The organism is Methylobacterium aerolatum, from assembly GCF_022179085.1.
GTDB classification, from domain to species: Bacteria; Pseudomonadota; Alphaproteobacteria; order Rhizobiales; family Beijerinckiaceae; genus Methylobacterium; species Methylobacterium aerolatum.
On record NZ_BPQE01000003.1, the window covers coordinates 106451 to 130810 of the forward strand.

Consider the following 24360-nt stretch of genomic DNA (forward strand, 5'->3'; position numbering starts at 1 on the left):
AACGGTTCAAATCTGAAACTGTTCAAATTTAAAACTCGATCGGCGGCTCCTTCAGCGCCTCGGACTCGCGCGCGCAGAGGGCACGGTCCGGCGCGGTGCCACCGCCAGCGAGGGCGGCGCGCAACTCGGCGCGGGCCTTGTCCATGTCGTTGCGGAAGGTGGAATCGCCCAGGAGCGCCGCGAAGACGGCGGCGCCGTTGGTCCGCCCCGCCATCACGTCGCTCGGGTAATGCACGCCGCAGACGATCCGGCTCTCGCCGTAGGTGCGCCCCCGGGCGAGGATGTCGGTGGTCTTCTCGGGGACGAGGGCGGCCATGATCAGGGCGTAGGCCCAGCCCTGCGTGGCATGGCCGGACGGATAGCTGAAGCTGTCGGTCAGCGTCTGGGTTCGCTGCACGCAGATCGGCGCCTCGTTGCCGACGAAGGGGCGCAGGCGCCGGTAATGCACCTTGGGGATGCGGGTCGCGCGGGCGAGATCGAGGCGGGCGCGATCGAGCAGGTTCAGGGTCGCCGGCACGCGCGCCTGATCGAGCCTCGTGCCAAGGACGCAGGCGAAGTTCTCGAGGACGGCGAGGCTGCCCTCGGACACGTCGTTGGCGGCGAGGTTCCACCGGGCGCTGCCCTTCAGGGACCGCGTGGCGTTGAAGGCCGCGTGGTCGGCGTTGTCGAGGGGCGAATGATGGGCCGGGGGCGGGGATAGGATCCGCAGCGGATCGGGGGCGTCGGCCTCGGACAGATAGGGCTTCACCTCCGGCTTGCCGGGCTTGACCGGGTCGGTGCCGAGGGAGGGGGCAGCCGGTGGCACAGCCTGCTCCGCCGCCGAAGCTGAGCGACCTGCTGCCGGCATATTAGCCAGCAAAACCAGGGCTAGGGGAAGGGCCGTCGAGAGAGAAGGGCGGCGCATCTCAAGTCCTCGCGGTGCGATAGCGTCGGGCTATTGCCTCAAAAGAGACGGACGAATCGCAGGGCGGCTCAATCCCTGCCTTTCGCGGGGCCGTAAGTCCATACGGATGCGGTGGATCGGCGGTGGAGCCGCGCTGTCCTGAAACACGGCGGGCGCGTCAGGCGGCCCGGATCGCCGCCGCGACGGCGGCGGGTTCCTCCTCGTGCGCGCTCAGGGCGCCGGGAATGGAGACGGCGGTGACGAGGCCGCTCGCGGCGAGGGCGTCCATCTCGGCGCCCGAGCGCCGGGGCGCGCCGGCCGGGCGCAGCACCAGCACCGGCGGCAGCCCCGGCCCGAACAGTCCCAAAAACTCCTCCCGGCTGCGGACGGGGTCGAGCCCGCCGGTCACGAAGGCGGCGGTGCCGAAGCGGCCGTTCCGCTGGCGGGTGATCGCGTGCTTGGCGCGCACGAGCTCGGGCGTCACCCTCTCGCGGTCGGCATAGACGTGGGCGCGCATCATCCGCCCGATGACCGGCGGGCTGATGTTCAGCCGGTAAAGGGCCTCCCCGAGCACGGGCGCCTCCACGGCGGCGCGGATGCGGGGAAACCACGGGGCCTTGCCCGGCATGGCGGTGGGCAGGGGACCCCGCCAGGTCGGCGCCACGAGGACGAGGCGGCCGAACGCCTGCGGATGGCGCCGGGCGGCGGCGACGAGATAGCCCGCCCCGTGCCCCGCCGCGATGCCGAGCGCGTAGGGGCCCGGCGCGGCGGCCAGCAGCGCGTCGAGGAAGGCGTGGAAGGTCGCGGGCATCAGGGGAACGCGCTCCCGACGCCGCGCGCCGAAGCCCGGCCAGTCGGGCACGAGGCAGCGGTGGTCGCGGGCGAGCTCCCGCGCGAGCGGCCCTGCCTCCTCCCGCGAGGAGATGGTCGAGAGGGCGGGCAGGATCAGCGCCCCGGGGCCTTGGCCCGAGACGTCGCAGGGAATGGCGAGCCGGTGCCCGGCGACCGTCAGGTCGAGGGTGAGGCCGGGCTCGCGGCCCCCGTTCTCCCGCGCGCCGCTCACGTGCGCAGGAGGTCGTTGATCGCGGTCTTGGCGCGGGTTCCGGCATCGACGCGCTTGACGATCACGGCGCAGTAGAGGCTCGGGCCGGGGGAGCCGTCCGGCAGGTTCTTGCCGGGCAGGGTGCCCGAGACCACCACGGAATAGGGCGGCACGTAGCCGTAGCTGATCTCGCCCGTGGCGCGGTCGACGATCTTGGTCGAGGCGCCGAGGTACACGCCCATCGACAGGACGGAGCCCTGGCCGACGATCACGCCCTCCACCACCTCGGAGCGGGCGCCGATGAAGCAATCGTCCTCGATGATGACCGGGTTGGCCTGGAGGGGCTCCAGCACGCCGCCGATGCCGACGCCGCCCGAGAGGTGGACGTTCTTGCCGATCTGCGCGCAGGAGCCGACGGTGACCCAGGTGTCGACCATCGTCCCCTCGCCGACATAGGCACCGAGGTTCACGAAGCTCGGCATCAGGATGACGTTGGGGGCGACGTAGGAGCCCCGGCGCACGACGCTGCCGGGCACGGCCCGCAGGCCCGCCTCCTGGAACCGGGCCGAGTCCCAGCCGAGGAACTTCGAGGGCACCTTGTCCCACCATTGCGCCCCGCCGGGACCGCCGGAGATCGGCGCCATGTCGTTGAGGCGGAAGGACAGAAGCACCGCCTTCTTCAGCCACTGGTTGACCTGCCACGTCTCGCCGTTCCGCTCGGCGACGCGCGCGCGGCCCGAATCGAGCAGGGTCAGCGCCTCGTCCACCGCCTCGCGGACGGCGCCGGTCGTCGCGGCCGAGATGCCGGCGCGCTCCTCCCAGGCGGCCTCGATGGTGCGGGCCAAGTCGGCATGGGAAGCGGCGTTGGACATGGGCTCGGTCGTTCGTAAGGGCAGGGAGCCCGTGCTTACAGCCGCCCGCCGGGGCTGTCACCCGGCCCCGCCCCTCAGGCGTCCCGCAGGGCGGCGGCGGCCTGGTCGAGGTCCTGCGTCAGGGCCAGGAGGTCCCGGCTGAGGGCGTCGTGGATCGCCTGCGCGGCGGCGGGGAACTCCTCCAGCACGCGGCGCATGAGGGTCGGCGTGATGCGGATCACGGAGCACGGCCCCTCCGCCCAGGCGGTGCCGACGCGCTCGCCGCGCACGAACAGGGCGAGGTGGCCGATCACCGCCGAGCGGCCCGCGCGCACCGGCTCGCCGTCCGTCGCCTCGACCCGCACCGTCCCCGCCATCACCACGAAGCCGCCGTCGGCCGGGTCGCCCCGGGCGAACAGCCGGTCGCCGTCGGCGAGGTCCCGCCGCTCCGCCGCGAAGCTCAGGAGCCGCAGGGCGTCACGGTCGAGATGGCCGAAGACCGGCGCCGCCGCGAGGATCGCGATATCGTCGTCGAGCCCCACGCCCGCCCCTGCCGTTGACGCCTGCGGCGTCCCCCGTGGGGAGGCCTACACGGAAATACTGAAGAATCAGGGAAGCAGCTTGTATCCGCCGCCCTCTGTCACGAGAATCGCGGCGGTGGCGGGGTTTGGCTCGATCTTCTGGCGCAGGCGGTAGATGTGGGTCTCGAGGGTGTGGGTGGTGACGTGGGCATTGTAGCCCCAGACCTCGGCCAGCAGCGTGTCGCGGTTCACCACCGCCCGGCCCGCCCGGTAGAGGAAGCGCAGGATCGCGGTTTCCTTCTCGGTGAGCTTCAGCTTGGAGCCGCGCTCGCCGACCAGGAGCTTGGCGCTCGGCCGGAAGGTGTAGGGTCCGATCTGGAACACCGCGTCCTCGGAGGCCTCGTGGCTACGCAGGTGGGCGCGGATGCGGGCCAGGAGAATGCCGAGCTTGAACGGCTTGGTGACGTAGTCGTTGGCGCCCGCCTCCAGGCCCTCGACCTGGTCCTCCTCGGAATCCTGGGCAGTGAGCATGATGACCGGGCTGCGGAAGCCCGCCTGGCGCATCCGGCGCACGGCCTCGCGGCCGTCGAGGTCCGGCAGGCCGACATCCATCACCGCGAGGTCGATACGATCCTCGGCCACGCGCCGGATCGCGTCGGCGGCGCAGGATTCACCCACGACCGCGAACTCGTCGGACAGGGCGATCTGCTCGATCAGAGTGTCCCGCAGGATCTCGTCGTCGTCGCAGATCAGGAGGCGGTAGGCGTTCGACATCGTTACGAAGCCCTAGCGTAAAAGGTCCGTGCCGCGAAATCCCCTCGAAGGCCGGACACGTCAACCGCAGCGGAGAACGGGTTCCTTGTCCCATCACGTTCGAGATGACTGGAGCATGAAAGCTCCGCATAGACCCATCTTTGTGACCGGAAGTTGTCTTGTGCGCAATTCGCAGCAGGGCCCCCGCCATGGGCAAGTCCCCGGTTTTCCCACGGAAGACGAGCGATGATGCGGTCGTATCGATCCCAAGTCCGCACGACCCTCGACGAGGTCCGCGTGCGTCCGCTTGTCGGGGATCGCCGCCGGGGACACCTGATCGTCGGTCCCTCGGTCATCCCCTGCGCCCTCGGCGCCTGCGGCATCGTCTCGGACAAGCGGGAGGGGGACGGCGGCTCGCCGAGGGGGCGGTTCCGCCTCCGCGGCGGCGCCTACCGGCCGGATCACCTGCCCGTCCGCCCGCGCACGGCCCTGCCGATGCGGCCGATCCGGCCCGATGACGGCTGGTGCGACGACCGCCGGGACCGGCGCTACAACCGTCCGGTACGCCTGCCCGCCCCGGGCGTCAGCGCGGAGACCCTGTGGCGCGACGACGGCCTCTACGACGTCGTCCTCGACATCGACTACAACCGGGCCCCGATCCGAAGGGGCCGGGGATCCGCGATCTTCATGCACGTGGCCCGCGAGGGCTATCGCCCCACGGAGGGGTGCGTCGCCCTCTCCCGAGGGGATCTGCTGCGGCTCCTGCGCCGCCTCGGCCCGCGCACCCGCCTCAGGATCGGCTGAGGCCCCGCCCTCAGATCGTCCGGACCTCGCCGATCTTGAGCCCGATCGCCTTGGCGGTGCGCGTCGAGAGGCTGCCGACCACGACGGGCGCCTTATCCCCGCCGAGCTTGTCGCGCACGGCCGCCATCGCCTCGTCGGCCCGCCGGGCCTTGACGGCGTAAACGGGACCGCCCGCCTCCCATCCCGCGGACAGGGCGACGAGGAACGTCACCAGTCTCTCGTGCGGTCGCGAGGCCATCGGCACCCCTCATCCCACCGACATACGATACCGATCCGCCCCGGCCCGGCCACACCGTCTGGGGCACGGTTCACAGCTTAGCCCCACGGAGCCGCAAAATCGAACCCCGTAGCCGGCTAAATCGAGAGCGGGGGCGTCTTCGTCGCAGGCCGGATCGTGAGCCGGCCTGCGATGAGGCGGGTTCGCACGGACCCGACGCGTCTTCGGCACGGCCACAACCCGGCTCCGTCCCGCCCCCAGGAACTTGGCCGTAAGGGGCCCGGCTTGACGGAGTGGGAGTCGGCTCGCTGGCCGGCCGCTGAGGCAAGGGACCCGGTCATGAAGGCATTGTGCTGGCACGGAACGGGCGACATCCGCTGCGATACGGTGCCCGATCCGACGATTGAGGATCCGCGGGACGTCATCATCAAGGTCTCGTCCTGCGCCATCTGCGGCTCCGACCTCCACCTCATGGACGGCCTGATGCCGACGATGGAATCCGGCGACGTCCTCGGTCACGAGTTCATGGGCGAGGTGGTCGAGACCGGCAGCGGCCACTCCAAGTTCCGCAAGGGCGACCGGATCGTCGTGCCGTTCAACATCAATTGCGGCGAATGCCGCCAGTGCAGGCTCGGCAACTGGTCGGTCTGCGAACGCTCGAACCGCAACGCGCAGATGGCGGCGGCGCAGTTCGGCTACACCACCGCCGGCCTGTTCGGCTACTCGCACCTCACCGGCGGCTATGCCGGCGGCCAAGCCGAATACGTGCGCGTCCCGATGGCCGACGTGGCGCCGATGAAGGTGCCCGACGGGATGGACGACGAATCCGCCCTGTTCCTCACCGACATCCTGCCCACCGGTTGGCAGGGCGCGGAGCATTGCGAGATCCAGGGCGGCGAGACCATCGCCATCTGGGGGGCGGGCCCGGTGGGCTTCTTCGCCATCCAGTCGGCCAAGCTCATGGGCGCCGAGCGGATCATCGTCATCGAGACCGTGCCCGAGCGGATCGCCCTGGCCCGGAAGGCCGGCGCCACCGACGTGATCGACTTCGAACAGGAGGACGTGTTCGCGCGCATCAAGGAGATCACGAAGGGAGAGGGCGCCGACGCGGTGATCGACTGCGTGGGCATGGAGGCGAGCGGCGGCCACGGCCTCAGCGGGCTCATCACGTCGGTCCAGGAGAAGCTGACGACCACCGAGCGTCCCATGGCCCTGGCGGAGGCGATCAAGGCGGTGCGGCCCTGCGGGATCGTCTCGGTGCCCGGCGTCTACGGCGGCCCGGTCCCGGTGAACATGGGCTCCATCGTCCAGAAGGGCCTGACGATGAAAAGCGGCCAGACCCATGTGAAGCGCTACCTCGAACCGCTTCTGGACCTCATTCAAGCCGGCAAGATCGACACGCAGTCCCTGATCACCCACCGCTCCGCCGACCTGGCCGAGGGGCCAGACCTCTACAAGACGTTCCGCGATAAAAAGGACGGCTGCGTCAAGGTTGTGTTTCACCTGAACTGACCGGCCGCGACGGGAGGCTGCCGTTCGCCCCCCGATGCACGCGGACGGCAGCTAAAAAACAGGAGATGTCCGGTTTCCGGCGGGCCCTCGCCGTGAAACCGCTTCAAATGGGGGTATAGCAGGACGAATGGCCGCGGCGGCTCTGGCCGGTCCCGTCTCGCGGCGATCCTGTCGAGCCCGTCGATGTCCCATTCCGGTTTCAGTCCGGCCCTGGTCGCCCTGTCGGTGGCGATCGCGATGTTCGCCGCCTACACGGCCCTCGACCTGATGGAGCGCGCCCGGCGCTTCGGCGAATCACGGCTGGACCACGGCAAGCGCCGGTTCTGGGTCGCCGGGGCGGCGGTGACGATGGGCGGCGGCATCTGGTCGATGCACTTCGTCGGGATGCTCGCCCTCGAACGCGGGATGTGGGTCTCCTACGACCTCGGCCTCACGGCGCTGTCCCTCGCCATCGCGGTCGGCGTCACCGGCGCGGCCTTCGCCTGGGTCGCCACGCGGAGCACCGCCGGGGAGGGCAAGCCCGGCGACGCGCCCGCCCCCGACGCCGGGGCGGAAGGCCGCCCGGGCACGATCCTCGTCGCCGGGCCGCTCATGGGGCTCGGCATCGCGCTGATGCACTACACCGGCATGGCCGCCATGCGGGTGCCCGGCGGGATCGCCTATGACCCCGCCCTCGTCGCCCTGTCTCTCGCCATCGCCATGGTGGCCGCCACCGTGGGCCTCCGGCTGGCCTTCCGCCGGAACGGTCTCCTCGAAAAGCTCGCCGCCGCCGCCGTGATGGGGATCGCCGTCGCGGGGATGCACTACACCGGCATGGCGGCGGCGACCTTCGGGCCGATGGCCCACGAGACCCCCGCGGAGGCCGGCATGATGGCGGCGCCGGAGAACCTCGCCCTGGCGACGGCGGGGGCGACCTTCCTCATCCTGTTCCTCGGGATGCTCGCCATCGCCATCGACCAGCGCCGGATCCAGGCGGAACTCGCCGCCAGCGAGGCGCGCTTCCGGGCCGCCGTCGAGGCGGTGCGCGGCGTGCTGTGGACGAACGACGCGCAGGGCCGGATGGTCGGTCCCCAGCCCGGCTGGGCGGCGATCACCGGGCAGAGCTTCGCGGAGTACCAGGGCTTCGGCTGGGCCGACGCCGTCCACCCCGAGGATGCGGAGCCGAGCATCGCGGCGTGGAACGAGACGGTCGCCGCGCGCAAGACCTTCGTGTTCGAGCACCGGGTGCGGACGCGGGACGGGACCTACCGCCACTACGCCATCCGCGCCGTGCCGGTGCTGAACGCCGATGGGTCGATCCGCGAATGGGTCGGCGTTCACACCGACATCACTGCCCAGCGGGAGGCCGAGGCGGAGCTGCGCGAATCGAACGAGGAGATCCAGCGCTACGCCTACATCGTCAGCCACGACCTGCGGGCGCCCCTCGTCAACGTCATGGGCTTCACGAGCGAGCTGGCCGAGACGCAAGGGGAGCTGCGCACCCTGCTGGCCGGGCATCCGGACGCGGAGCGGATCGACGGCGACATGGGCGAGGCGCTGGGCTTCATCGGCGCCGCCGTCACGCGCATGGAGCGCCTCATCGCGGCGATCCTCAAGCTGTCGCGCGAGGGCCGCCGCCGGTTCGAGCCCGAGCCCCTCGACATGACGGCGCTGATCCAGCGCCTCGCCGACGCGACGCGCCACCAGACCGGCACGCAGAACGCCACCGTCGGCGTCGCCCCCGGCCTGCCCGGCATCACCGCCGACCGTCTGGCCGTGGAGCAGATCTTCGGCAATCTCCTCGACAACGCCCTGAAGTACCTCGAACACGGACGGCCGGGCCGCATCACCGTGACCGGGGAGGTCCTGGGGACCGGCCGGGTCCGCTTCACCGTCGCGGATAACGGCCGGGGCATCGCCCCCCAGGACCATGCCCGCGTGTTCGAGCTGTTCCGCCGCTCCGGCACCCAGGACCGGCCGGGGGAGGGGATCGGCCTCGCCCACGTCAAGGCACTGGTCCGGGCGCTGGGCGGCCGGATCGACCTGACCTCGCGCCCCGGCGAGGGCTCGTCCTTCACGGTGACGCTGCCCCGCGGGGCGGCTATGGATCGGGGGGCGCCGGCTCCCCTGTCGATCGCCGCCGAGTGAGCGAGGGCCGGTCATGCATCCCGTCTGCATCCTGATGATCGAGGACGATGAGGGCCATGCCCGCCTCATCGAGCGGAACATCCGCCGGGCGGGGGTGAACAACGAGATCGTGCCGTTCCGCGACGGCACCTCGGCGCTGGACTACCTGTTCGGCCCGGACGGGTCCGGTGAGGTCAACGCCCGGCGCCATCTGCTGATCCTGCTGGACCTCAACCTGCCGGACATGACCGGCATCGACATCCTGGAGCGGGTGAAGGCGAACCCGCACACCAAGCGCTCCCCGGTCATCGTCCTCACCACCACCGACGATGCCCGCGAGATTCAGCGCTGCTACGATCTCGGCGCCAACGTCTACGTCACTAAGCCGGTGAACTACGAGGGCTTCGCCCACGCGATCCGCCAGCTCGGCCTGTTCTTCTCGGTCATGCAGATCCCGGAAACACCATGATGCCCGGCGAGACGCCCGGTCCCGGCGGCGTGGCCGAATCCGGTATCCGCATCCTCTACATCGACGACGATGCCGGCCTCGCCCGCCTCGTGCAGCGCACCCTGGAGGGCCGTGGCTTCACCGTGGAGCATGCCGCCGACGGCGTGGCGGGGCTCGCCCGGCTGGCGGAGGGCGGCATCGCCCTCGTGGCGCTGGACCATCACATGCCGGGCCAGACCGGGCTCGATCTGCTGCCGGCGATCCGCGCGTTGCCGGAGGCGCCGCCCGTCGTCTACGTCACCGGCTCAGAGGACAGCCGGGTCGCCGTCGCCGCCCTGAAGGCGGGCGCCGCCGACTACGTGTGGAAGGACCTCCAGGGCCAGTTCCGGGAGCTGCTCGCGGAGGCGGTCGGCACCGCGCTCCGGGCCGAGGCGATGCGCCGGGACAAGGAGCGCGCGGAAGCCGAAGTCCGCGCCGCCAGGGACCGGGCGGAACTGCTCCTGCGCGAGGTAAACCACCGCGTCGCCAACTCCCTCGCCCTGGTGGCGGCGCTTGCCCGGATGCAGACCACCGCCGTGGCCGACCCGGCGGCGAAGGCGGCCCTGGAGGAGATGCAGGCCCGCATCTCGGCCATCGCCGGCATTCACCGGCGCCTCTACACCTCGGAGGATGTGGAGGCCGTGGAACTCGACGCGTACCTGCAGAGCCTCGTGGAGGAGTTGCAGGCGGCGATGAAGGCGGCGGGCCGCGACCACGCCATCCGCCTCAGCGCCGAGCCGGTGCAACTCGCCACCGACAAGGCGGTCTCCGTCGGCGTCGTCGTCACCGAACTCGTCACCAACGCTTACAAGTATGCCTACCCGCCGGAGGAGCCCGGCGAGATCCGCGTGGCCCTGCGCCGGGCGGAGGGGCGGCTCGAACTCGCCGTGGAGGACGACGGCATCGGCTGGACCGGCGAGGGCAAGCCCCGGGGCACCGGCCTCGGCTCCCGGATCGTCAAGGCGATGGCGACGAACCTGCGCACCGCCCTGGTCTACGCGCCGGCGGCGCGGGGCACGCGCGCCTCCCTGTCCTTCGAGGCGTAGGGCAGGGCCCGGCGCGGATCCCATCGCCTGGCCGTCATCGCTCCGCTCCGCCCGCGAAGCCGCCGGGCGTGCCGCAGCCAGCTAATGGCCCGAGCCGCGCAGCATCATCTTGATGCGCTGGTCGGCGTTGACGATCCGCTGGCCGATGCCGCGGCGGATGCACTGGCCCACCGTCTCGCCCGCGTAGAACCCGACGGACTTTTCCTGGGCCCGGCAGTTTTCGATGGGCGGCCATGTCAGGACCGTACCCACCGTCGCAAGGATGATGAAGGCGTCCACCAGCAGCCAGCCGAACCAGCCGAGCCGGAAGCCGCGATCCTTCTGGTCGTCCTCCTCGTCCCCGCTTCGCCGCCGCCGCCGCTTGGGACCGCCGATCTGCTCCATGCGGGTGCGGAAGCGGACCTCCTCGGGGTCCTCTGTCGGAGTCGCGGGCGCGGTCGAGGGCTGCATGGTGTGGTCCGGAGGCGGGCGGGCTGGGTTCGCGTCAGTCGATCAGGCGCTTGAGCATCGCGAAATTCTCTTGCATCGAGAAAGCGTTGCCCATCATCTCGCTGCGCGCGCAGGCCGTCGCGCCGAGCATCGCGCTCCAATCCCCGAAGGACGGGCGGTTCCGGCAATCGGCGAAGACGCTGCCGTAGAGGAAGAGCCCCAGCGGCATCAGGAACAGGGCGAGCTTCGTCAGGGACCACAGGCGACGGAGGGGGCCCTTGCGGCGGCGGCGGCGAGGCCGCTCGTCGTCCTCCCACTCCCACTCCCGATCGGCCATCCCGTCGCCCCCGTCGCGACACGGGGAGGGCTCGGCCCGGCAGGGCGCCATCGCCCGCGCGATAGGTCCTCACGGTCGCATCGCCGCGTGAAGGTGACGCTAAGGTTGTTGATTAAGAAAGTCTGACGGGATCAGGCCGCGAGGGCCCGCTTCACCATCGAGCGCAGGTCGGCCAGGGAAAAGGGCTTGGTCAGCACATCGGTGACGATGGCGTCCAGGCCCCGGGCGCGCTCGCGCTGGTCGGCGAAGCCGGTCATCAGCAGGATGGTGAGATCCGGGAAGTCGCGCTTGGCGGCGAGCGACAGGGCGATGCCGTCCATCAGCGGCATGCGGATATCGGTGAGCATCAGATCGAAGGCGCCGCCCGCCTCGTTGAGCCGGTCGAGCCCGTCGCTGCCATCGGTGGCGGTCACGACGGCGTGGCCGTCGATCTCCAGCGCCCGCTTGAGGAAGCCACGCACCGTCTCTTCGTCATCCACCAGCAGGATGCGGGCCATGATGTCCTGAAAACTTCCTGTTGCGCCAAGGGCCTGAGCCGTCTTCGCCGCTAGAACGGCGATGGAACGGGCCGCAAGTCAAGACTGAGCGGCCGCAAAAGCTGCACTGCGGAAGAAAAAAACGTCCGGCTCCGCAATCGTCTGCGCAGTCACGTGCCGCCGAACAGATCCGGCTCGCCGTCGCCGAAATCCACCACGCCGACGAAGGGCAGCTGGCGGTAGGCGTGGGCGGCATCCATCCCGTAGCCCACGACGAACACGTCCGGGCAGGTGAAGCCGACGAATTCCGCGTCGATGGACACCGCGCGCTTGCCGGGCTTCTCCAGCAGCACCGCCGTCAGGACGCGGTTGGCGCCCCGGGCCATCAGGAGGTCCTTGGCGAACACCACCGTCCGCCCCGATTCCAGGATGTCGTCCACGAGGAGGACGTCGCGCCCGCGCACCTCGCTCTGCACGTCGCGCAGGATCTCGACCTGTCCGGTGGAGACCGTGCCGGTGCGGTAGCTCGACAGGTGCACGAATTCCACCTGCGGCGACAGCCCGACCCGGTGCAGGGCGCGCAGCAGGTCGGCGGCGAACATGAAGCTGCCCTTGAGCACCGCCACGACCAGCAGGTCGCGGGGCTTGGCCGCCACGATTTGCTCCGCCAGCTCGGCATTGCGCCGGGCGATGGCGTCCTCGTCGAACAGGGTGCGCACGGGCCGGACGGGGATGCTCATGGTGGGAACGGACCCGTCTTGTCTCGGCCAGTTGGCGCCCGCGCGGGCCGTCCGCGAGGGCCTCGGGCCGGACGGGGCGGGACGCCTGAGAGAAGGATGGTACCACCGCCCCGGCTCGAACGGGGGACCCCCAGATCCACAATCTGGTGCTCTAACCAACTGAGCTACGGCGGCACTGGCGGGGGGTGTATCGCGGGTGCGAGCGCATTTCAAGGCGAGTGTCGCCCTTTCACGCACCGCACCTCACAGCATCGGCACGCCGCCCGTGACGGGGACCAGGGCGCCGGACATGTAGCTGCCCTCGCGCGAGGCGAGGAGCACATAGGCGGGGGCGAGTTCGGCCGGCTGTCCGGCCCGGCCCAGCGGCGTGTCGGTGCCGAGTTTCTCCAACTGCTCCGGGCTCTTCACGATCGGCTGGATCGGGGTCCAGACCGGGCCGGGCGCGACGCAGTTCACGCGGATGCCCTTCGGCGCGAGGAGGTTCGACAGGCCGATGGTGAGGCTCGCGATGGCGCCCTTGGTGGCCGCGTAGATCAGCATGGTCGGGTCGGCGATCTTGGCCTGCTCGCTGGTGGAATTCACGATCGCCGCGCCCGGCTTCATGTGTGGCACCGCCGCCTGGGCGAGGTAGTACATCGCGAAGACGTTGGCCCGGAACGAGCCCTCGATGTCATGGGCGGTGAGGTCGTCGATCCCGTCGTTCACCACCTGCGCGGCGGCGTTGTTCACGAGGATGTCGAGGCGGCCGAACGCCTCGACCGTGCGGGCGACGAGGTGGCGGCAATGCGCTTCGTCCCGGATGTCCCCCGGCAGCAGCAGGCAGCGGCGGCCGGCCTTCTCAACCCATGATTTCGTCTCCTCGGCGTCGGATTGCTCGACGTCGAGGTAGGAGATCGCCACGTCGGCACCCTCCCGCGCATAGGCGATGGCCACGGCCCGGCCGATGCCGGAATCGCCGCCGGTGATCAGCGCGGCCTGGCCCGTGAGGAGACCCTTGCCGACGTAGCTCTCCTCCCCGTGGTCGGGGGCGGGCGTCATCTTCGAAGAAAGGCCCGGCCGGGGCTGCTGCTGGTCGCCGGGATAGGGCGGCCGCGGGCCGGCGTGGCGGGGATCGTCGGTCATGGGTGTTCTCCGGGTCGCACCCCGCGGAAGGGAGGGTCGCCGGAGCCAGCGCCGCTGCGCCCCGGCGACACGGGACGGTTCAGAACGAGCGGTGGCGGGCGGTCGGCCGGCCGCTGTAGCGGCGGCGGAGGGCGGCGACGACCTTGGGGAGAATGAAGGCGATCAGGAGCTTGCGCATGGGACGACCTCGCATCACGGCGGTGTGAGCGGGAAGCGCGCGAGATCAGGCGGAGTTCCGCTTTGGGACACCCTCATCGCCAGGGCCGGTGCGGCGAAGTGATCCGGGAGCGCTACAGCTCCAGCGCGAGCGTCACCGGAACGTGGTCGGAGGGGCGCTCCCAGCCCCGCGCCTCGCGCAGCACGGTGACGGCGCGCACCGTGTCCGCGAGGTCCGGCGAGACCCAGGCATGGTCGAGGCGGCGGCCCTTGTCGGCGGCGTTCCAGTCGGGGGAGCGATAGCTCCACCACGTATAGATCTTCTCGGGCTCCGGCATGAGGCGGCGGGCGGCGTCGATCCAGCCGGCCTCGCCGCGCAGGGTTTCCAGCGCCTGCGTCTCGATGGGGGTGTGGCTCACCACGTCGAGGAGCTGCTTGTGCGACCAGACGTCGTGTTCCAGCGGCGCGACGTTCAGGTCGCCGACGAGGATCGCCGGACCGGAGGGGCGTCGCCCACCCCAGGCGCGCAGCTCCTGCAGGAAATCGAGCTTGTGGGCGAACTTGTCGTTGAGGGTCCGGTCGGGCACGTCGCCGCCGGCCGGGATGTAGAAGTTGTGCAGCGCGAGGCCCGCGGCCTGCCCCGCCTCCGGCCCCAGCACCGCCGAGATGTGGCGCGCGTCCGCCCGGCCGCAGAAGCCCATCACGTCGCGGGTGTGCAGCGGGAACCGCGAGAGGATCGCGACGCCGTTGTAGCCCTTCTGCCCGGCGAAGACGACGTTCTCGTAGCCGGAGCCCCGCAGCGCCTTCAGGGGGAAGGCGTCGTCCGGGCACTTGGTCTCCTGCAGGCAGAGGACATCCGGCTTGTGCTCGGCGAGGAAGCGCAGGACGAGGTCGATGCGCAGGCGCACCGAGTTGATGTTCCACGTGGTGACGGTCAGCCGCAAAGGTCGTCGGTCCCGAAAAGAGGATTCCGAAGGACCCCCGTCCTTCGGCGGGTGCGGGGCTCACGCCCTGCGAAGATCCAGGGGCTTCGTCCCTGGACCCCACCAAAGGACCCCGTCCTTTGGGAACCTGGATTACTGGCGCTGCGACTGCTGGAGCGCCTGCTGCGCCGCCTTGTCCTCGGCGCGGCCGTAATTGATGAAGAACAGCCCCGCTTCCACGGGCTTGCCCTTCTGCAGGTTGGCGAGCTGCACGGTGGTGACGTAGCCCTGCGGGTCGGTGATCCGCCACTGGGCCAGAGTCTTCATCTCGGCATCGAACAGCAGTTGGATCCGCGAGGTGCCGCCGAAGGTCGCCCGGTCCTCCAGGCTGATGCGCACGCCCGCCGGATCGTTCGAGATGTCCGTCACGGAGAGGTCGCGGGCGAGGTCGATCTTCTCGCGCAACAGGAATTTCAGCGGCGTCTGGGCGATGAAGTAGAGGTCCTGCGTGTTCAACTTGCGGTCGCGCACCGCCACGGAGGTGCCGTCGGCCACCACCTCCAGGGGGGAGGGCGCGTCGTAGTCGAAGCGCAGGCGGCCGGGCTTGGCGAGCGTCAGCTTGCCGCCGATGCGCCGCCCATCGGGGCCGATCTGCGTGAAGCCGCCCGTCAGCGTCGTGATGCCGTTGAAGTAGGCGTTGGCCTGGGCCAGCACGGTGGCCGGATCGTTGGCGTCGGCGGTGATCGGCGCCGGCGTGGCGACGGCGGCGACCTTCGGCTCGGCGGAGCGGGCGGCCTTGTCCAAGGGCTTGTCCGCAGCCTTCGCACCGGCCCGGTCGGCGCTCTTCTCGCCGGCCTTGGCCGGAACGGGCTTCTCGGCGGCCTTCGCCGGCTTCGGCGCGGGCTTCTTGGCCGGCGTGGCGGCGGGCTCCGGCTCGGGGGCCGGCTCCGCCTTCCGGCCGAACAGCCCGTCGAGGAAAGACTGCACCTGCGCCTGCGCCGGATGGGGCGCGAGGAAAAGGCTCGCGGCGAGCAGGGTGCCGGCAGTGCGGGTGCGGCGGCCGATCATCCGTGGAACTCCTTCGCACCGCGTGCGGTGCGCGGCTCGGGCGGAATGGGGGACGGGAGCCCGGTTAAAGACCCGCCCTGTGGCGAAGATGCGACGCGGGAGGGGCATGGCCCTCCCCGCATCCTCACCGTCATTGCGAGCGGAGCGAAGCAATCCAGGGCAGCGCAACGGTCTGGGATCGTGGAGGATCCCTGGATTGCTTCGCTGTCGCTCGCAACGACGGGCTGGGCGCGACACGCCCTCGTGAGTCGCGATGGCGCCTCACGTCGGGGAGAGGGGGCGAGCCCCCTCAGTCGTCGTCGTACATCACCCCCGCGCCGTGGGAGCCGCCGTTCACGAGGATCTCGCGCTTGCCGGCGTGGTTGGCCGGGCCGACGATCCCCTCGATCTCCATGCGCTCCATGATCGAGGCGGCGCGGTTGTAGCCGATCTGGAGGCGGCGCTGGATGTAGCTGGTGGAGGCCTTCTGGTCCCGCAGCACCACCTCGATCGCCTGCTTGTACAGGTCGTCCGACTCGCCCCCCGTCGCCGCCGCGAAGGCGCCGATGTCGAAGACGGGGGCGTCCTCCTCCGGCTCCTCGGCGCGCGCCTCGGCTTTCTCCGCCGCCTTGCCGCGACGGCCGGTCTCCTTCGGCGCCTCCTCCGGCGTGTCGTCGGCGGTGACGGCGTCGAGGTAGCTCGGGCGGCCCTGGCGCTTGAGGTGGGCGACCACGCTCTCGACCTCGCTGTCGGAGCAGAACGGGCCGTGGACGCGCGTGGTGCGCCCGCCGCCGGCCATGAACAGCATGTCGCCCTGGCCGAGCAGTTGCTCCGCGCCCATCTCGCCGAGGATCGTGCGGCTGTCGATCTTGCTCGTCACCTGGAAGCTGATCCGGGTCGGGAAGTTCGCCTTGATCGTGCCGGTGATCACGTCCACCGACGGGCGCTGCGTCGCCATGATCAGGTGGATGCCCGCCGCCCGCGCCATCTGCGCGAGGCGCTGGATGGCGCCCTCGATGTCCTTGCCCGCCACCATCATCAGGTCGGCCATCTCGTCGACCACGATCACGATGTAGGGCAGGGCCGAGAGGTCCATCTCCTCCTGCTCGTAGATCACCTCGCCGGTCTCGCGGTTCACGCCGGCCTGCACCGTGCGGGTGATGACCTCGCCCTTCTCCCGGGCCTCCTTCATCCGCGCGTTGTAGCCGTCGATGTTGCGCACGGCGATCTTCGACATCTTCTTGTAGCGCTCCTCCATCTCGCGCACGGCCCACTTGAGGGCGATCACCGCCTTCTTCGGGTCGATGACGACGGGGGAGAGGAGGTGCGGGATGCCGTCGTAGACCGACAGTTCCAGCATCTTCGGATCGACCATGATCAGGCGGCACTCCTCCGGCTTCAGCCGGTAGAGCAAGCTGAGGATCATCGTGTTGATGGCCACCGACTTGCCCGATCCGGTGGTGCCGGCCACCAGCAGGTGCGGCATCCGGGCGAGGTCGGCGATGATCGGCTCGCCGCCGATGTTCTTGCCGAGGCACAGCGCCAGCTTGTGCTTACTGTGGACGAAGTCCTCCGAGGCCAGGAGCTCGCGCAGGTAGACCGTCTCGCGCTCCTCGTTCGGCAGTTCGATGCCGATGACGTTGCGGCCGGGGACCACCGCGACGCGGGCCGAGACGGCCGACATGGAGCGGGCGATGTCGTCCGACAGGGCGATGACGCGGCTCGACTTGGTGCCCGGCGCGGGCTCCAGCTCGTAGAGCGTGACGACCGGGCCCGGCCGCACGGCCAGGATGTCGCCGCGCACGCCGAAATCCTGCACCGTCTGCTGCAAGTTGAGAGCATTCTGCTCCAGCACGTCGGCATCGACTTCCTCGGTGGCGCCCGGCGCGGGCAGCGCCAGGAGGTCGAGGGCGGGCAACTCGTAGTCGGCGTTGTCGAAGGACGCGATCTCCAGGTGCCGGGGCGCCGCGATCATGCGTGGACGCTGGGCCACCAGGGGCAGGTTGACCGGGGCCATCGCCGGCGCGGGCACCTCCTCCTCCGCCGGGGTGGCGGGTGCGAAGGTCAGCGGCGCGAAGGGGGCCGGCGGCGGCGCCTCGGCGGCCGGGGGCTCCATGGCCGGCATCTCCGCCGGCGGAACCTCGGCGACGGGCGTCTCGGAGACCGGGGCGGCCCGACCACGCAGCAGCACCGGGCGAGGGGCGAGGGGGATCACCACCCGCTCCTCGGAGGCGCGCTCGGTAAGCGCGGCGGCGGGCGCCGGCACGACGGTGGCGGGAGCGATGGCCGCGACAGGCGCGATCGCAGCCGGGGCGGCGGGAAGCGAGGCCGCGCGGATCGCCGCTCGTGCTGCCATGGCGCAGGGGATGGACGCTCGGCGAAGGCCGGTCTCGGCCCCGCTCGCCGGGTTGGCTTGCGGGGTCGGTCCGAAGACCGGCGACGGCGAGGACTGGCCGTTCTCGGGGGAGGGGAGGGCGCCGTTGTCCTGCGCGTTCGCCGGGTGCGGCACGGCATCGAACCGCACGAGGCGCTCCAGCCCGTAGGCCGGGCGAGGCGCGGCGGGGCGCGGCGCCTCGGGTGCGGCGGGGCCGGCGGTCTCCAGGCTCGGCCACAGATCGACGGGGGACCATTCCTCGCCGCCGAACCACGGCTGGGCCGTGGACCAGTCGGACAGGTCGGACCAATCCTGCGGCTCGGGGCGCGGCGCGGCCGCGACGGTGGCGGGCTCGGCGGTGGCGAGGGGCTCCTCGGCCCCGTCCGGCGCGGGGGCGAGCGGAACCGGGCGGCGGTCGGGCGTGCGGAAGAAGCGCACGCCGGGCGGCGCGACGAAGGGCTGCTGCCAGCGCGGCACGCCGGCGGTGCCGGTGGCCTCGGCCAGGGCGGCGGACTCGTCGGCCTGGAGATCCTCCTGCGCATGGCGCCGCTCGGCCTCCTCGCAAGCCCGGCGCTCGGCCTCCATCGCCTCGGCGGCAGCGGCAGCGGCGGCAATCTGGGCCTCGGCAGCGGCCTGGGCCTCGGCGCGGGCGCGCTCCAGGGCGACGCGCTCGGCCTCCAGGGCGCGCTGGCGGCGCTCCTGCAGCACCGAGTCCGGCGTGCGGGTGAAGCGCACCGAGGGCGCCTGCGGCAGGGGGGGCTGGACCGCGGCGGCGGGCTCGTCCGGCGTGATCGAGGCGGGGCGCCGGGGCTGGCGCACGAGTACGCCGGGGCTCGATGCCTGACGGTCGATGCGGCTCTCCTGCCGCGCGGCGGAGGCGTCGAAGCGGGCGCGGTCGTCGAAGACGTGATCCGGCCAGGCCTGGGCGGCGGGGGAGGTTTCGGAGGGCCAGCCCGGCTCGGCGCCGAAGCCGGGGCGCGGGGCGCGCGCCGGGTCCTCGCGGCCGACCATCGCGGCGGGGGAGGTCAGCCAGCTGGGCTCAGCGCGGCGGCCGGGCGCGCCGTAGCCGACGCGCGAGGGGCCGGCGGCGGTCCCGGCGAGGCGCCGGGCGAGGGTCGCGCGCAGGGCCATCAGCCGATGCGCCAGCGCTCCGAGCGACAGGCCGGAACGATCGCCGCCGCGAACCGGGCGGGCGGGATCACGGTGGGAATGCGGGTGTCTGCCCGAAGCGCGCATGGGTTTCCGATGAGACGCTAAACACAGGGACCACCGGGCTCCGGCGGCTCGCCAGAGTTAGAAGCCTTAGCGTTAACGTGGGCTTTCGCGGGGGCGATCTCGGTGGGCTCGGCGCGTCCCCTCGCGGCCAAGTCCCGAGGATGAGGCGAGGGAATAGAATCCCGTTCACACTCAATCCCGTTCGCCAGGACGCCCGGGCGCACAGGGGATCCCGGCGCCCGTTGGTGCTATGGGTCGGACGACCCCCTCGAACCCGGACGGTCGCCGTGTCGAAGCCCCCCGATCCCCGCACCGGTTTCCGGTCGCTCTACCGTCACGGCTTCGCCCGCGTCGCGGCCTGCACGGGGCGGAGCCATCCCGGCGATCCGGCGCGCAACGCCGAGGAGATCCTCGCCCTGTCGGCGACCTGTCACGGGGCCGGGGCGGCGGTGGCGGTCTTTCCGGAACTCGCCCTCTCGGCCTACGCCATCGAGGATCTGCTGCTGCAGCAGACCCTCCTCGACGCCGTGGAGGCGGCGGCGGCGGATCTCGTCGCCCGCTCGGCGGCGCTCCGGCCCCTGCTGATCGTCGGCGCGCCCCTGCGCTGGCGCCACCGCCTCTACAACTGCGCCCTGGCGATCCAGGGCGGGCGGCTGCTGGGCGTGGTGCCCAAGACCTTCCTGCCGAACTACCGGGAGTTCTACGAAAAACGGCATTTCGCGTCCGGCGCGGGCCTCGTCGGCCAGACCGTCACCGTGGCGGGAGAGGCGGTGCCCTTCGGGACGGACCTGCTCTTCGCGGCGGAGGACGTGCCGGGTCTCGTCGTCGGCATCGAGATCTGCGAGGACCTTTGGGTGCCCCAGACGCCGGGAATGGACGCGGCGCTCGCCGGTGCCACGGTGCTGGCCAACCCCTCCGGCAGCCCCATCACCATCGGCCGGGCCGATTCCCGCGAACTGCTCTCGCGCGCCGCCTCGATGCGCGGGGCCTGCGCCTACCTCTACGCCGCCGCGGGCCACGGCGAATCCACCACCGACCTCGCCTGGGACGGGCAGACCAGCATCGACGAGTGCGGCGTCCGCCTCGCGGAGGGCGAGCGCTTCGCGTGGCGACCGGTGGCGACCCTCGCCGACATCGACCTCGACCGGATCGCCCAGGAGCGGCTCCAGGCCGGCAGCTTCGACGACGACGCCTCGGCCTCCGGGGCCCGACCCTGGCGCCGGGTGTCCTTCCGGGTGGATCCGCCCGCCGACGACCTCGGCCTGCATCGCCGGATCGAGCGGTTTCCCTTCGTGCCGAGCGAGCCCGCCCGCCTCGCCCAGGATTGCTACGAGGCCTACAACATCCAGGTGGCGGGCCTCGCCCAAAGGCTGGAGGCGACAGGGACGAAGCGCGTCGTCATCGGCATTTCGGGCGGCCTCGATTCGACCCACGCCCTCATCGTCTGCGCCAAGGCCTTCGACCTGCTCGGCCTGCCCCGCGCCGACATCCTTGCCTACACCCTGCCGGGCTTCGCCACCTCGGCGGGCACCAAGGCCAACGCCCACGCCCTGATGAAGGCGCTCGGCACCACGGCGGCCGAGATCGACATCCGCCCCGCCGCCGAGCGGATGCTCGCCGACATGGGCCACCCCTACGCGGCGGGGGCGAAGGTCTACGACGTCACCTTCGAGAACGTGCAGGCGGGCCTGCGCACCGATTACCTGTTCCGCCTGGCCAACCACGCGGGCGGCCTCGTGATCGGCACGGGCGACCTCTCGGAGCTGGCGCTCGGCTGGTGCACCTACGGCGTCGGCGACCAGATGAGCCACTACGCCGTCAACGCGGGCGTGCCCAAGACGCTGATCCAGCACCTGATTCGCTGGGTGATCTCCACGGACGCGTTCAGCGTCGAGGAGGGACGGGTCCTGCGGGCGGTCCTCGACACGGAGATCTCGCCGGAGCTGGTGCCCGCCGGAGCCGACGAGGCGCCCCAGAGCACCGAGGCCGCCATCGGCCCCTACGCCCTGCAGGATTTCACCCTGTTCTATACGCTCCGGTACGGATTCCGGCCGTCGAAGATCGCCTTCCTCGCCCTCCACGCCTGGGGGGACGCGGCCCGGGGCGACTGGCCCGCCGACTTCCCGGAGGAAAAGCGCGTGGCCTACGCCCTGCCGGAGATCCGCCGCTGGCTGGAGGTGTTCCTCAAGCGGTTCTTCGCCTTCAGCCAGTTCAAGCGGTCGGCCATCCCCAACGGGCCGAAGGTGGCCGCCGGCGGGGCGCTCTCGCCCCGGGGCGACTGGCGCGCGCCCTCGGACGGCACGGCCCGGATCTGGCTCGACGAACTCGCCCGCAACGTCCCTGAAACGTGACGGTCACAAACCCGACCCATTGTGCCATTATGACAACGGTCAAGCTGATTCTTCGCAATGTACGGGGGATCGAGATCGTGGCGCTCGTGGAGGGTTTTCCGATGCGGAACTACAACCTCTTCCGGCTCACCAGCGTCGAGGGGATGTGCTGCGCGGTCCCCGAATCGAGCGCCGTCCCGCCGTTCATCGCCTCCGGCCGCTGGACCTTCGGCGGCAAGCTGGCGGGCGGCTGCCCCACCCCCCTCGATTTCGACGACCGCGCCGCCGACACGGCCGTGCGCTTCAACGGCTTCTATCTCTTCCAGACGGTCGATCGGCGCTACCTCGCCTGATGGTTGCATCTCGCGGATCGTGGGGAGTGTTCCTTAACCGGTCGCGGGCACACTGACGGCCGTCGCGTCGCCGGAACCTACTCGCATGTCCGCAGAAATGAGGAGACAGCCCCGCCTCCGGGTGTTCCTGAAGGGGCGCATCGTCTTCAACAACGGCCAGTCGAGCATCGATTGCCTGGTCCGCGACATGTCGGCGGAGGGCGCGCGGCTCATGCTCAGCGAGACCGCGGCGCTGCCCGAGAAGTTCGACCTCTACATCCCGCAAAAGGAAAAGACCCACCGGGCCACCCTGCGCTGGCGCCGGGAGGACGGGGTCGGTGTGACCTTCGATCAGGCGGAGGCGCCCGTGCGCGAGTTCTCCGGCGACGCGACGATGGCGGTCCTCCTGCGCCGGGTCGGCGAGCTGGAGGCGGAAAACGCCGCCCTGCGCCGCCACATCGCGGAGTTGCATGGCACGGGGGCCTCGGCGCCCGTTCTCTGATCGCTCCGGCTCCCCAGTCCGTGCGAGCGGAGCCATCCAAGGCAGCAGGACGTCGAAGGGCCGGGCCCGGAAAGCCGCTTGCCCCCACCCCTCGCTCCCATCCCGAGGTGCGGCAAAGCCGCCTCGGACGGGGGCTCCAGCGGGCGCCGCGCCTTCTGGGGGCCTCCGCTGCGCTCCAGCGACTCAGGACGAGGTCGCGGTGGGGAAAAGGGGCGACTCTTCGGCCAGACGCCCGCGATGCGTCGGCGCCGTGGACGGCTTCGACCCCGCTTGCCTGTCCGGGTGGGCGCAACGATCCAAGTTTGAGCCGAAACGGCGTCAGCCGAGCGCCGCGCGGATCCGTGCGGCGTGCCCGGCCAAGAGTTCCGGGTCGGCCATGCCGCCCTCGTGGCGCTTGAGCGGGACGCCCTCGTGCCGGGGGATCAGGTGGACATGCAGGTGGAACACCGTCTGCCCGCCCGCCGCCTCGTTGAACTGGAACACCGTCAGCCCGTCCGCCTCGAAGGCGGCTTTCACCGCCCGGCCGACGATCTGTGCGCTGCGCATCACGGCCGCCAGCGTCTCCGGCTCGGCATCCAGCAGCCCGCGTGACGGCGCCTTGGGGATCACCAGGGTGTGGCCGTCGCCCTGGGGCATCACGTCCATGAATGCCAGGGTGTGCGCGTCCTCGTAGACCTTGTGAGCGGGCATCTCGCCCCGCAGGATCTTACCGAACACGTTGTTCGGGTCGTAGGCTGGTTCCGCCATGTTGCCTCCCCCATCCGGGCGGGCACGATGCACGGACCCGGCGGTCGCGTCCACCGTGAGGGAACCGTCCCGAGGTCACGCTTCTTCTCTCCCCGCGCCGGTCGGGCGCGGCAGGAGCGGGACCGGTGGCGCACGAGAGCACGGGGGCGATCTACGCGGCGGCCGGGGCCAACCTCGCCATCGCGGCGGCGAAATTCGTCGGCGGCTTCCTCACCGGCTCGACGGCCATGCTCGCGGAGGGCGTCCACTCGGTGGTGGACACCCTCAATCAGGTTCTCCTCCTCGTCGGCCTGAAGCGGGCGGAGAAGCCCGCCGACGCGCGGCACCCGTTCGGCTACGGCCGGGAGGTGTATTTCTACGCCTTCGTCGTTGCGCTCATGATCTTCCTCGGCGGCGGCCTGTTCGCCATCTACGAGGGCGTCGAGCGCCTGTTGCATCCGGAGCCCGACAAGGACGCGCACCTGTTCGGCTACACCGTGCCGGGCCTGTACGTGAACCTCGCGATCCTCGGCTTCTCCATCGCGGCGGAGGGCTATTCCTGGACCGTGGCGGTGAAGCAGTTCTGGGCCGAGAAGGGCCGCCATTCGGCGATGCACGCCATCCGGCGCAGCAAGGATCCGAGCCTGTTCACCATCCTGGCGGAGGACACCGCGGCGCTGGCGGGCCTGCTGATCGCCCTCGCGGGCGTCCTCGGCGCGCACTATTTCGAGATGCCCTCCCTCGACGGGGCCGCCTCCATCGGCATCGGCCTCGTCCTCGTCGGCATGGCGATCTTCCTCATGGTCGAGACGCATGGCCTGCTGATCGGCGAGGCCGCCGATCCCGCCGTGGTGGCGGCGATCGAGGAGATCGTGCGGGACGAGCCGGGGGTGATCCACCTCAACGAGGTGCTCACCCAGCATCTCGGGCCCTCGGACATCCTCGTGAACCTCAGCCTCGACATGGCCGACGACCTCACCGCCGGGGCCGTAGAGGACACCGTCACCCGCCTCGACAAGGCGCTGAAGGCCCGCCATTCCGACGTGAAGCGTGTCTTCATCGAGATCCAGGCCAGGGCCGGGAGCGCCCGCGCGGCGGCGTGAGGGTCAATGTCGGGTTACCGCGATCCGGCGAATTGATCGAACCGGGCGAGGCCCCTGGCGACCCTGCGGCAGAGCTTCGTTCATCGAAGCGCAGGTCGATAAAATTGTTCGTATCCGCTTCAGGCCGGGACAGGTGGATCGGCGCAATCCTGGGTTCGCACAAGACACGGGACTGCGCGCCATGGGTGCCGGATTTCTCAAGGGCCTGAAGGGATTGACGCTCGCAGCGCTCGCGCTCGCCTCCCTCGTCGCGGGGGCCGAGGCGCAGGGGCTGGCGAGTTTGCCTCCGGCGCCGGGCATGTCCCTCCGGGGCGACGCCAAGCCGA

Annotated in this window: 24 protein-coding genes and 1 tRNA gene; 9 read left to right on the forward strand and 16 right to left on the reverse strand. The window is 71.0% G+C overall.

The window, feature by feature from the left end:
* Positions 1-28: 28 nt before the first annotated feature.
* The 5 genes from MFF06_RS02345 to MFF06_RS02365 form a co-directional block, all read right to left on the reverse strand.
* The gene (locus MFF06_RS02345; protein ID WP_370876758.1) at positions 29-904 is read right to left on the reverse strand and encodes an acid phosphatase; all 876 of its coding nucleotides are present in this window, start codon (positions 902-904) and stop codon (positions 29-31) included.
* A gap of 157 nt (positions 905-1061) precedes the next feature.
* Positions 1062-1946 carry an alpha/beta fold hydrolase gene (locus MFF06_RS02350; protein WP_238201398.1) on the reverse strand — a complete coding sequence of 295 codons (885 nt, stop codon included), beginning with the start codon at positions 1944-1946 and terminating at the stop codon, positions 1062-1064.
* Positions 1943-2797, reverse strand: a complete 855-nt coding sequence (gene dapD, locus MFF06_RS02355) for a 2,3,4,5-tetrahydropyridine-2,6-dicarboxylate N-succinyltransferase (RefSeq protein ID WP_238201399.1) — start codon at positions 2795-2797, stop codon at positions 1943-1945. The genes MFF06_RS02350 and dapD overlap by 4 nt, the downstream gene beginning before the upstream one ends.
* Before the next feature lie 74 nt (positions 2798-2871).
* Positions 2872-3318, reverse strand: a complete 447-nt coding sequence (locus MFF06_RS02360; protein ID WP_238201400.1) for a Crp/Fnr family transcriptional regulator — start codon at positions 3316-3318, stop codon at positions 2872-2874.
* A gap of 66 nt (positions 3319-3384) precedes the next feature.
* Complete coding sequence (locus MFF06_RS02365; RefSeq protein ID WP_238201401.1) at positions 3385-4071, reverse strand: response regulator transcription factor; 687 nt, start codon at positions 4069-4071, stop codon at positions 3385-3387.
* A 225-nt stretch (positions 4072-4296) separates the two neighbouring features.
* Here MFF06_RS02365 and MFF06_RS02370 point away from each other — a divergent pair, with 225 nt between their 5' ends.
* Entirely contained in the window at positions 4297-4854 is a 558-nt protein-coding gene (locus MFF06_RS02370; protein ID WP_370876759.1) for a L,D-transpeptidase family protein, read from the forward strand.
* Positions 4855-4864: 10 nt separating this feature from the next.
* Here the strand turns inward: MFF06_RS02370 and MFF06_RS02375 are convergent, their stop codons facing one another.
* A complete protein-coding gene (locus MFF06_RS02375; RefSeq protein ID WP_238201402.1) occupies positions 4865-5065 on the reverse strand; it encodes a hypothetical protein in 201 nt (66 codons plus the stop codon).
* Between the two features lie 345 nt (positions 5066-5410).
* Here MFF06_RS02375 and MFF06_RS02380 point away from each other — a divergent pair, with 345 nt between their 5' ends.
* The 4 genes from MFF06_RS02380 (at position 5411) to MFF06_RS02395 (ending at position 10222) form a co-directional block, all read left to right on the forward strand.
* Positions 5411-6583 carry a zinc-dependent alcohol dehydrogenase gene (locus tag MFF06_RS02380; RefSeq protein ID WP_238201403.1) on the forward strand — a complete coding sequence of 391 codons (1173 nt, stop codon included), beginning with the start codon at positions 5411-5413 and terminating at the stop codon, positions 6581-6583.
* A 183-nt stretch (positions 6584-6766) separates the two neighbouring features.
* On the forward strand, positions 6767-8710 hold the full coding sequence (locus MFF06_RS02385) for an MHYT domain-containing protein (protein ID WP_238201404.1): 1944 nt from the start codon (positions 6767-6769) through the stop codon (positions 8708-8710).
* Positions 8711-8723: 13 nt separating this feature from the next.
* A complete protein-coding gene (locus tag MFF06_RS02390; RefSeq protein ID WP_238201405.1) occupies positions 8724-9158 on the forward strand; it encodes a response regulator in 435 nt (144 codons plus the stop codon).
* Positions 9158-10222, forward strand: coding sequence for a sensor histidine kinase (locus MFF06_RS02395; RefSeq protein ID WP_238201426.1), 1065 nt, complete (start codon positions 9158-9160; stop codon positions 10220-10222). Before MFF06_RS02390 ends, MFF06_RS02395 begins: the two co-directional genes overlap by 1 nt.
* Positions 10223-10303: 81 nt before the next feature.
* Here the strand turns inward: MFF06_RS02395 and MFF06_RS02400 are convergent, their stop codons facing one another.
* From MFF06_RS02400 to MFF06_RS02440, 9 genes are all read right to left on the reverse strand, one after another.
* Positions 10304-10672, reverse strand: coding sequence for a hypothetical protein (locus MFF06_RS02400; RefSeq protein WP_238201406.1), 369 nt, complete (start codon positions 10670-10672; stop codon positions 10304-10306).
* 34 nt (positions 10673-10706) lie between these two features.
* Positions 10707-10988: a hypothetical protein gene (locus MFF06_RS02405; RefSeq protein ID WP_238201407.1), complete on the reverse strand. Its 282-nt coding sequence runs from the start codon at positions 10986-10988 to the stop codon at positions 10707-10709.
* Between the two features lie 131 nt (positions 10989-11119).
* On the reverse strand, positions 11120-11485 hold the full coding sequence (locus MFF06_RS02410) for a response regulator (RefSeq protein ID WP_238201408.1): 366 nt from the start codon (positions 11483-11485) through the stop codon (positions 11120-11122).
* A 149-nt stretch (positions 11486-11634) separates the two neighbouring features.
* Positions 11635-12204, reverse strand: a complete 570-nt coding sequence (gene hpt / locus MFF06_RS02415; RefSeq protein ID WP_238201409.1) for a hypoxanthine phosphoribosyltransferase — start codon at positions 12202-12204, stop codon at positions 11635-11637.
* 97 nt (positions 12205-12301) lie between these two features.
* A tRNA-His gene (locus tag MFF06_RS02420) sits at positions 12302-12378 on the reverse strand.
* A gap of 69 nt (positions 12379-12447) precedes the next feature.
* Positions 12448-13326 carry an SDR family oxidoreductase gene (locus tag MFF06_RS02425; protein ID WP_238201410.1) on the reverse strand — a complete coding sequence of 293 codons (879 nt, stop codon included), beginning with the start codon at positions 13324-13326 and terminating at the stop codon, positions 12448-12450.
* 290 nt (positions 13327-13616) lie between these two features.
* Positions 13617-14426 carry an exodeoxyribonuclease III gene (locus tag MFF06_RS02430; RefSeq protein WP_238201411.1) on the reverse strand — a complete coding sequence of 270 codons (810 nt, stop codon included), beginning with the start codon at positions 14424-14426 and terminating at the stop codon, positions 13617-13619.
* A 132-nt stretch (positions 14427-14558) separates the two neighbouring features.
* The gene (locus MFF06_RS02435; protein ID WP_238201412.1) at positions 14559-15473 is read right to left on the reverse strand and encodes a LolA family protein; all 915 of its coding nucleotides are present in this window, start codon (positions 15471-15473) and stop codon (positions 14559-14561) included.
* Positions 15474-15762: 289 nt separating this feature from the next.
* Positions 15763-18957, reverse strand: a complete 3195-nt coding sequence (locus MFF06_RS02440; RefSeq protein ID WP_238201413.1) for a DNA translocase FtsK — start codon at positions 18955-18957, stop codon at positions 15763-15765.
* A 371-nt stretch (positions 18958-19328) separates the two neighbouring features.
* Between MFF06_RS02440 and MFF06_RS02445 the strand changes: the two genes are divergently transcribed.
* The 3 genes from MFF06_RS02445 to MFF06_RS02455 all read left to right on the forward strand — a co-directional run bounded on the left by MFF06_RS02445 (position 19329) and on the right by MFF06_RS02455 (position 22205).
* A complete protein-coding gene (locus tag MFF06_RS02445; RefSeq protein WP_238201414.1) occupies positions 19329-21392 on the forward strand; it encodes an NAD(+) synthase in 2064 nt (687 codons plus the stop codon).
* A gap of 101 nt (positions 21393-21493) precedes the next feature.
* Positions 21494-21724, forward strand: a complete 231-nt coding sequence (locus MFF06_RS02450) for a hypothetical protein (protein WP_238201427.1) — start codon at positions 21494-21496, stop codon at positions 21722-21724.
* An 85-nt stretch (positions 21725-21809) separates the two neighbouring features.
* A complete protein-coding gene (locus tag MFF06_RS02455; RefSeq protein WP_238201415.1) occupies positions 21810-22205 on the forward strand; it encodes a PilZ domain-containing protein in 396 nt (131 codons plus the stop codon).
* A gap of 318 nt (positions 22206-22523) precedes the next feature.
* On the opposite strand, the gene MFF06_RS02460 is transcribed toward MFF06_RS02455, so the two are convergent.
* Complete coding sequence (locus MFF06_RS02460) at positions 22524-22952, reverse strand: HIT family protein (RefSeq protein ID WP_238201416.1); 429 nt, start codon at positions 22950-22952, stop codon at positions 22524-22526.
* Positions 22953-23077: 125 nt separating this feature from the next.
* Between MFF06_RS02460 and MFF06_RS02465 the strand changes: the two genes are divergently transcribed.
* Positions 23078-24034, forward strand: a complete 957-nt coding sequence (locus tag MFF06_RS02465; protein WP_238201417.1) for a cation diffusion facilitator family transporter — start codon at positions 23078-23080, stop codon at positions 24032-24034.
* The last annotated feature ends 326 nt before the right edge of the window (positions 24035-24360 follow it).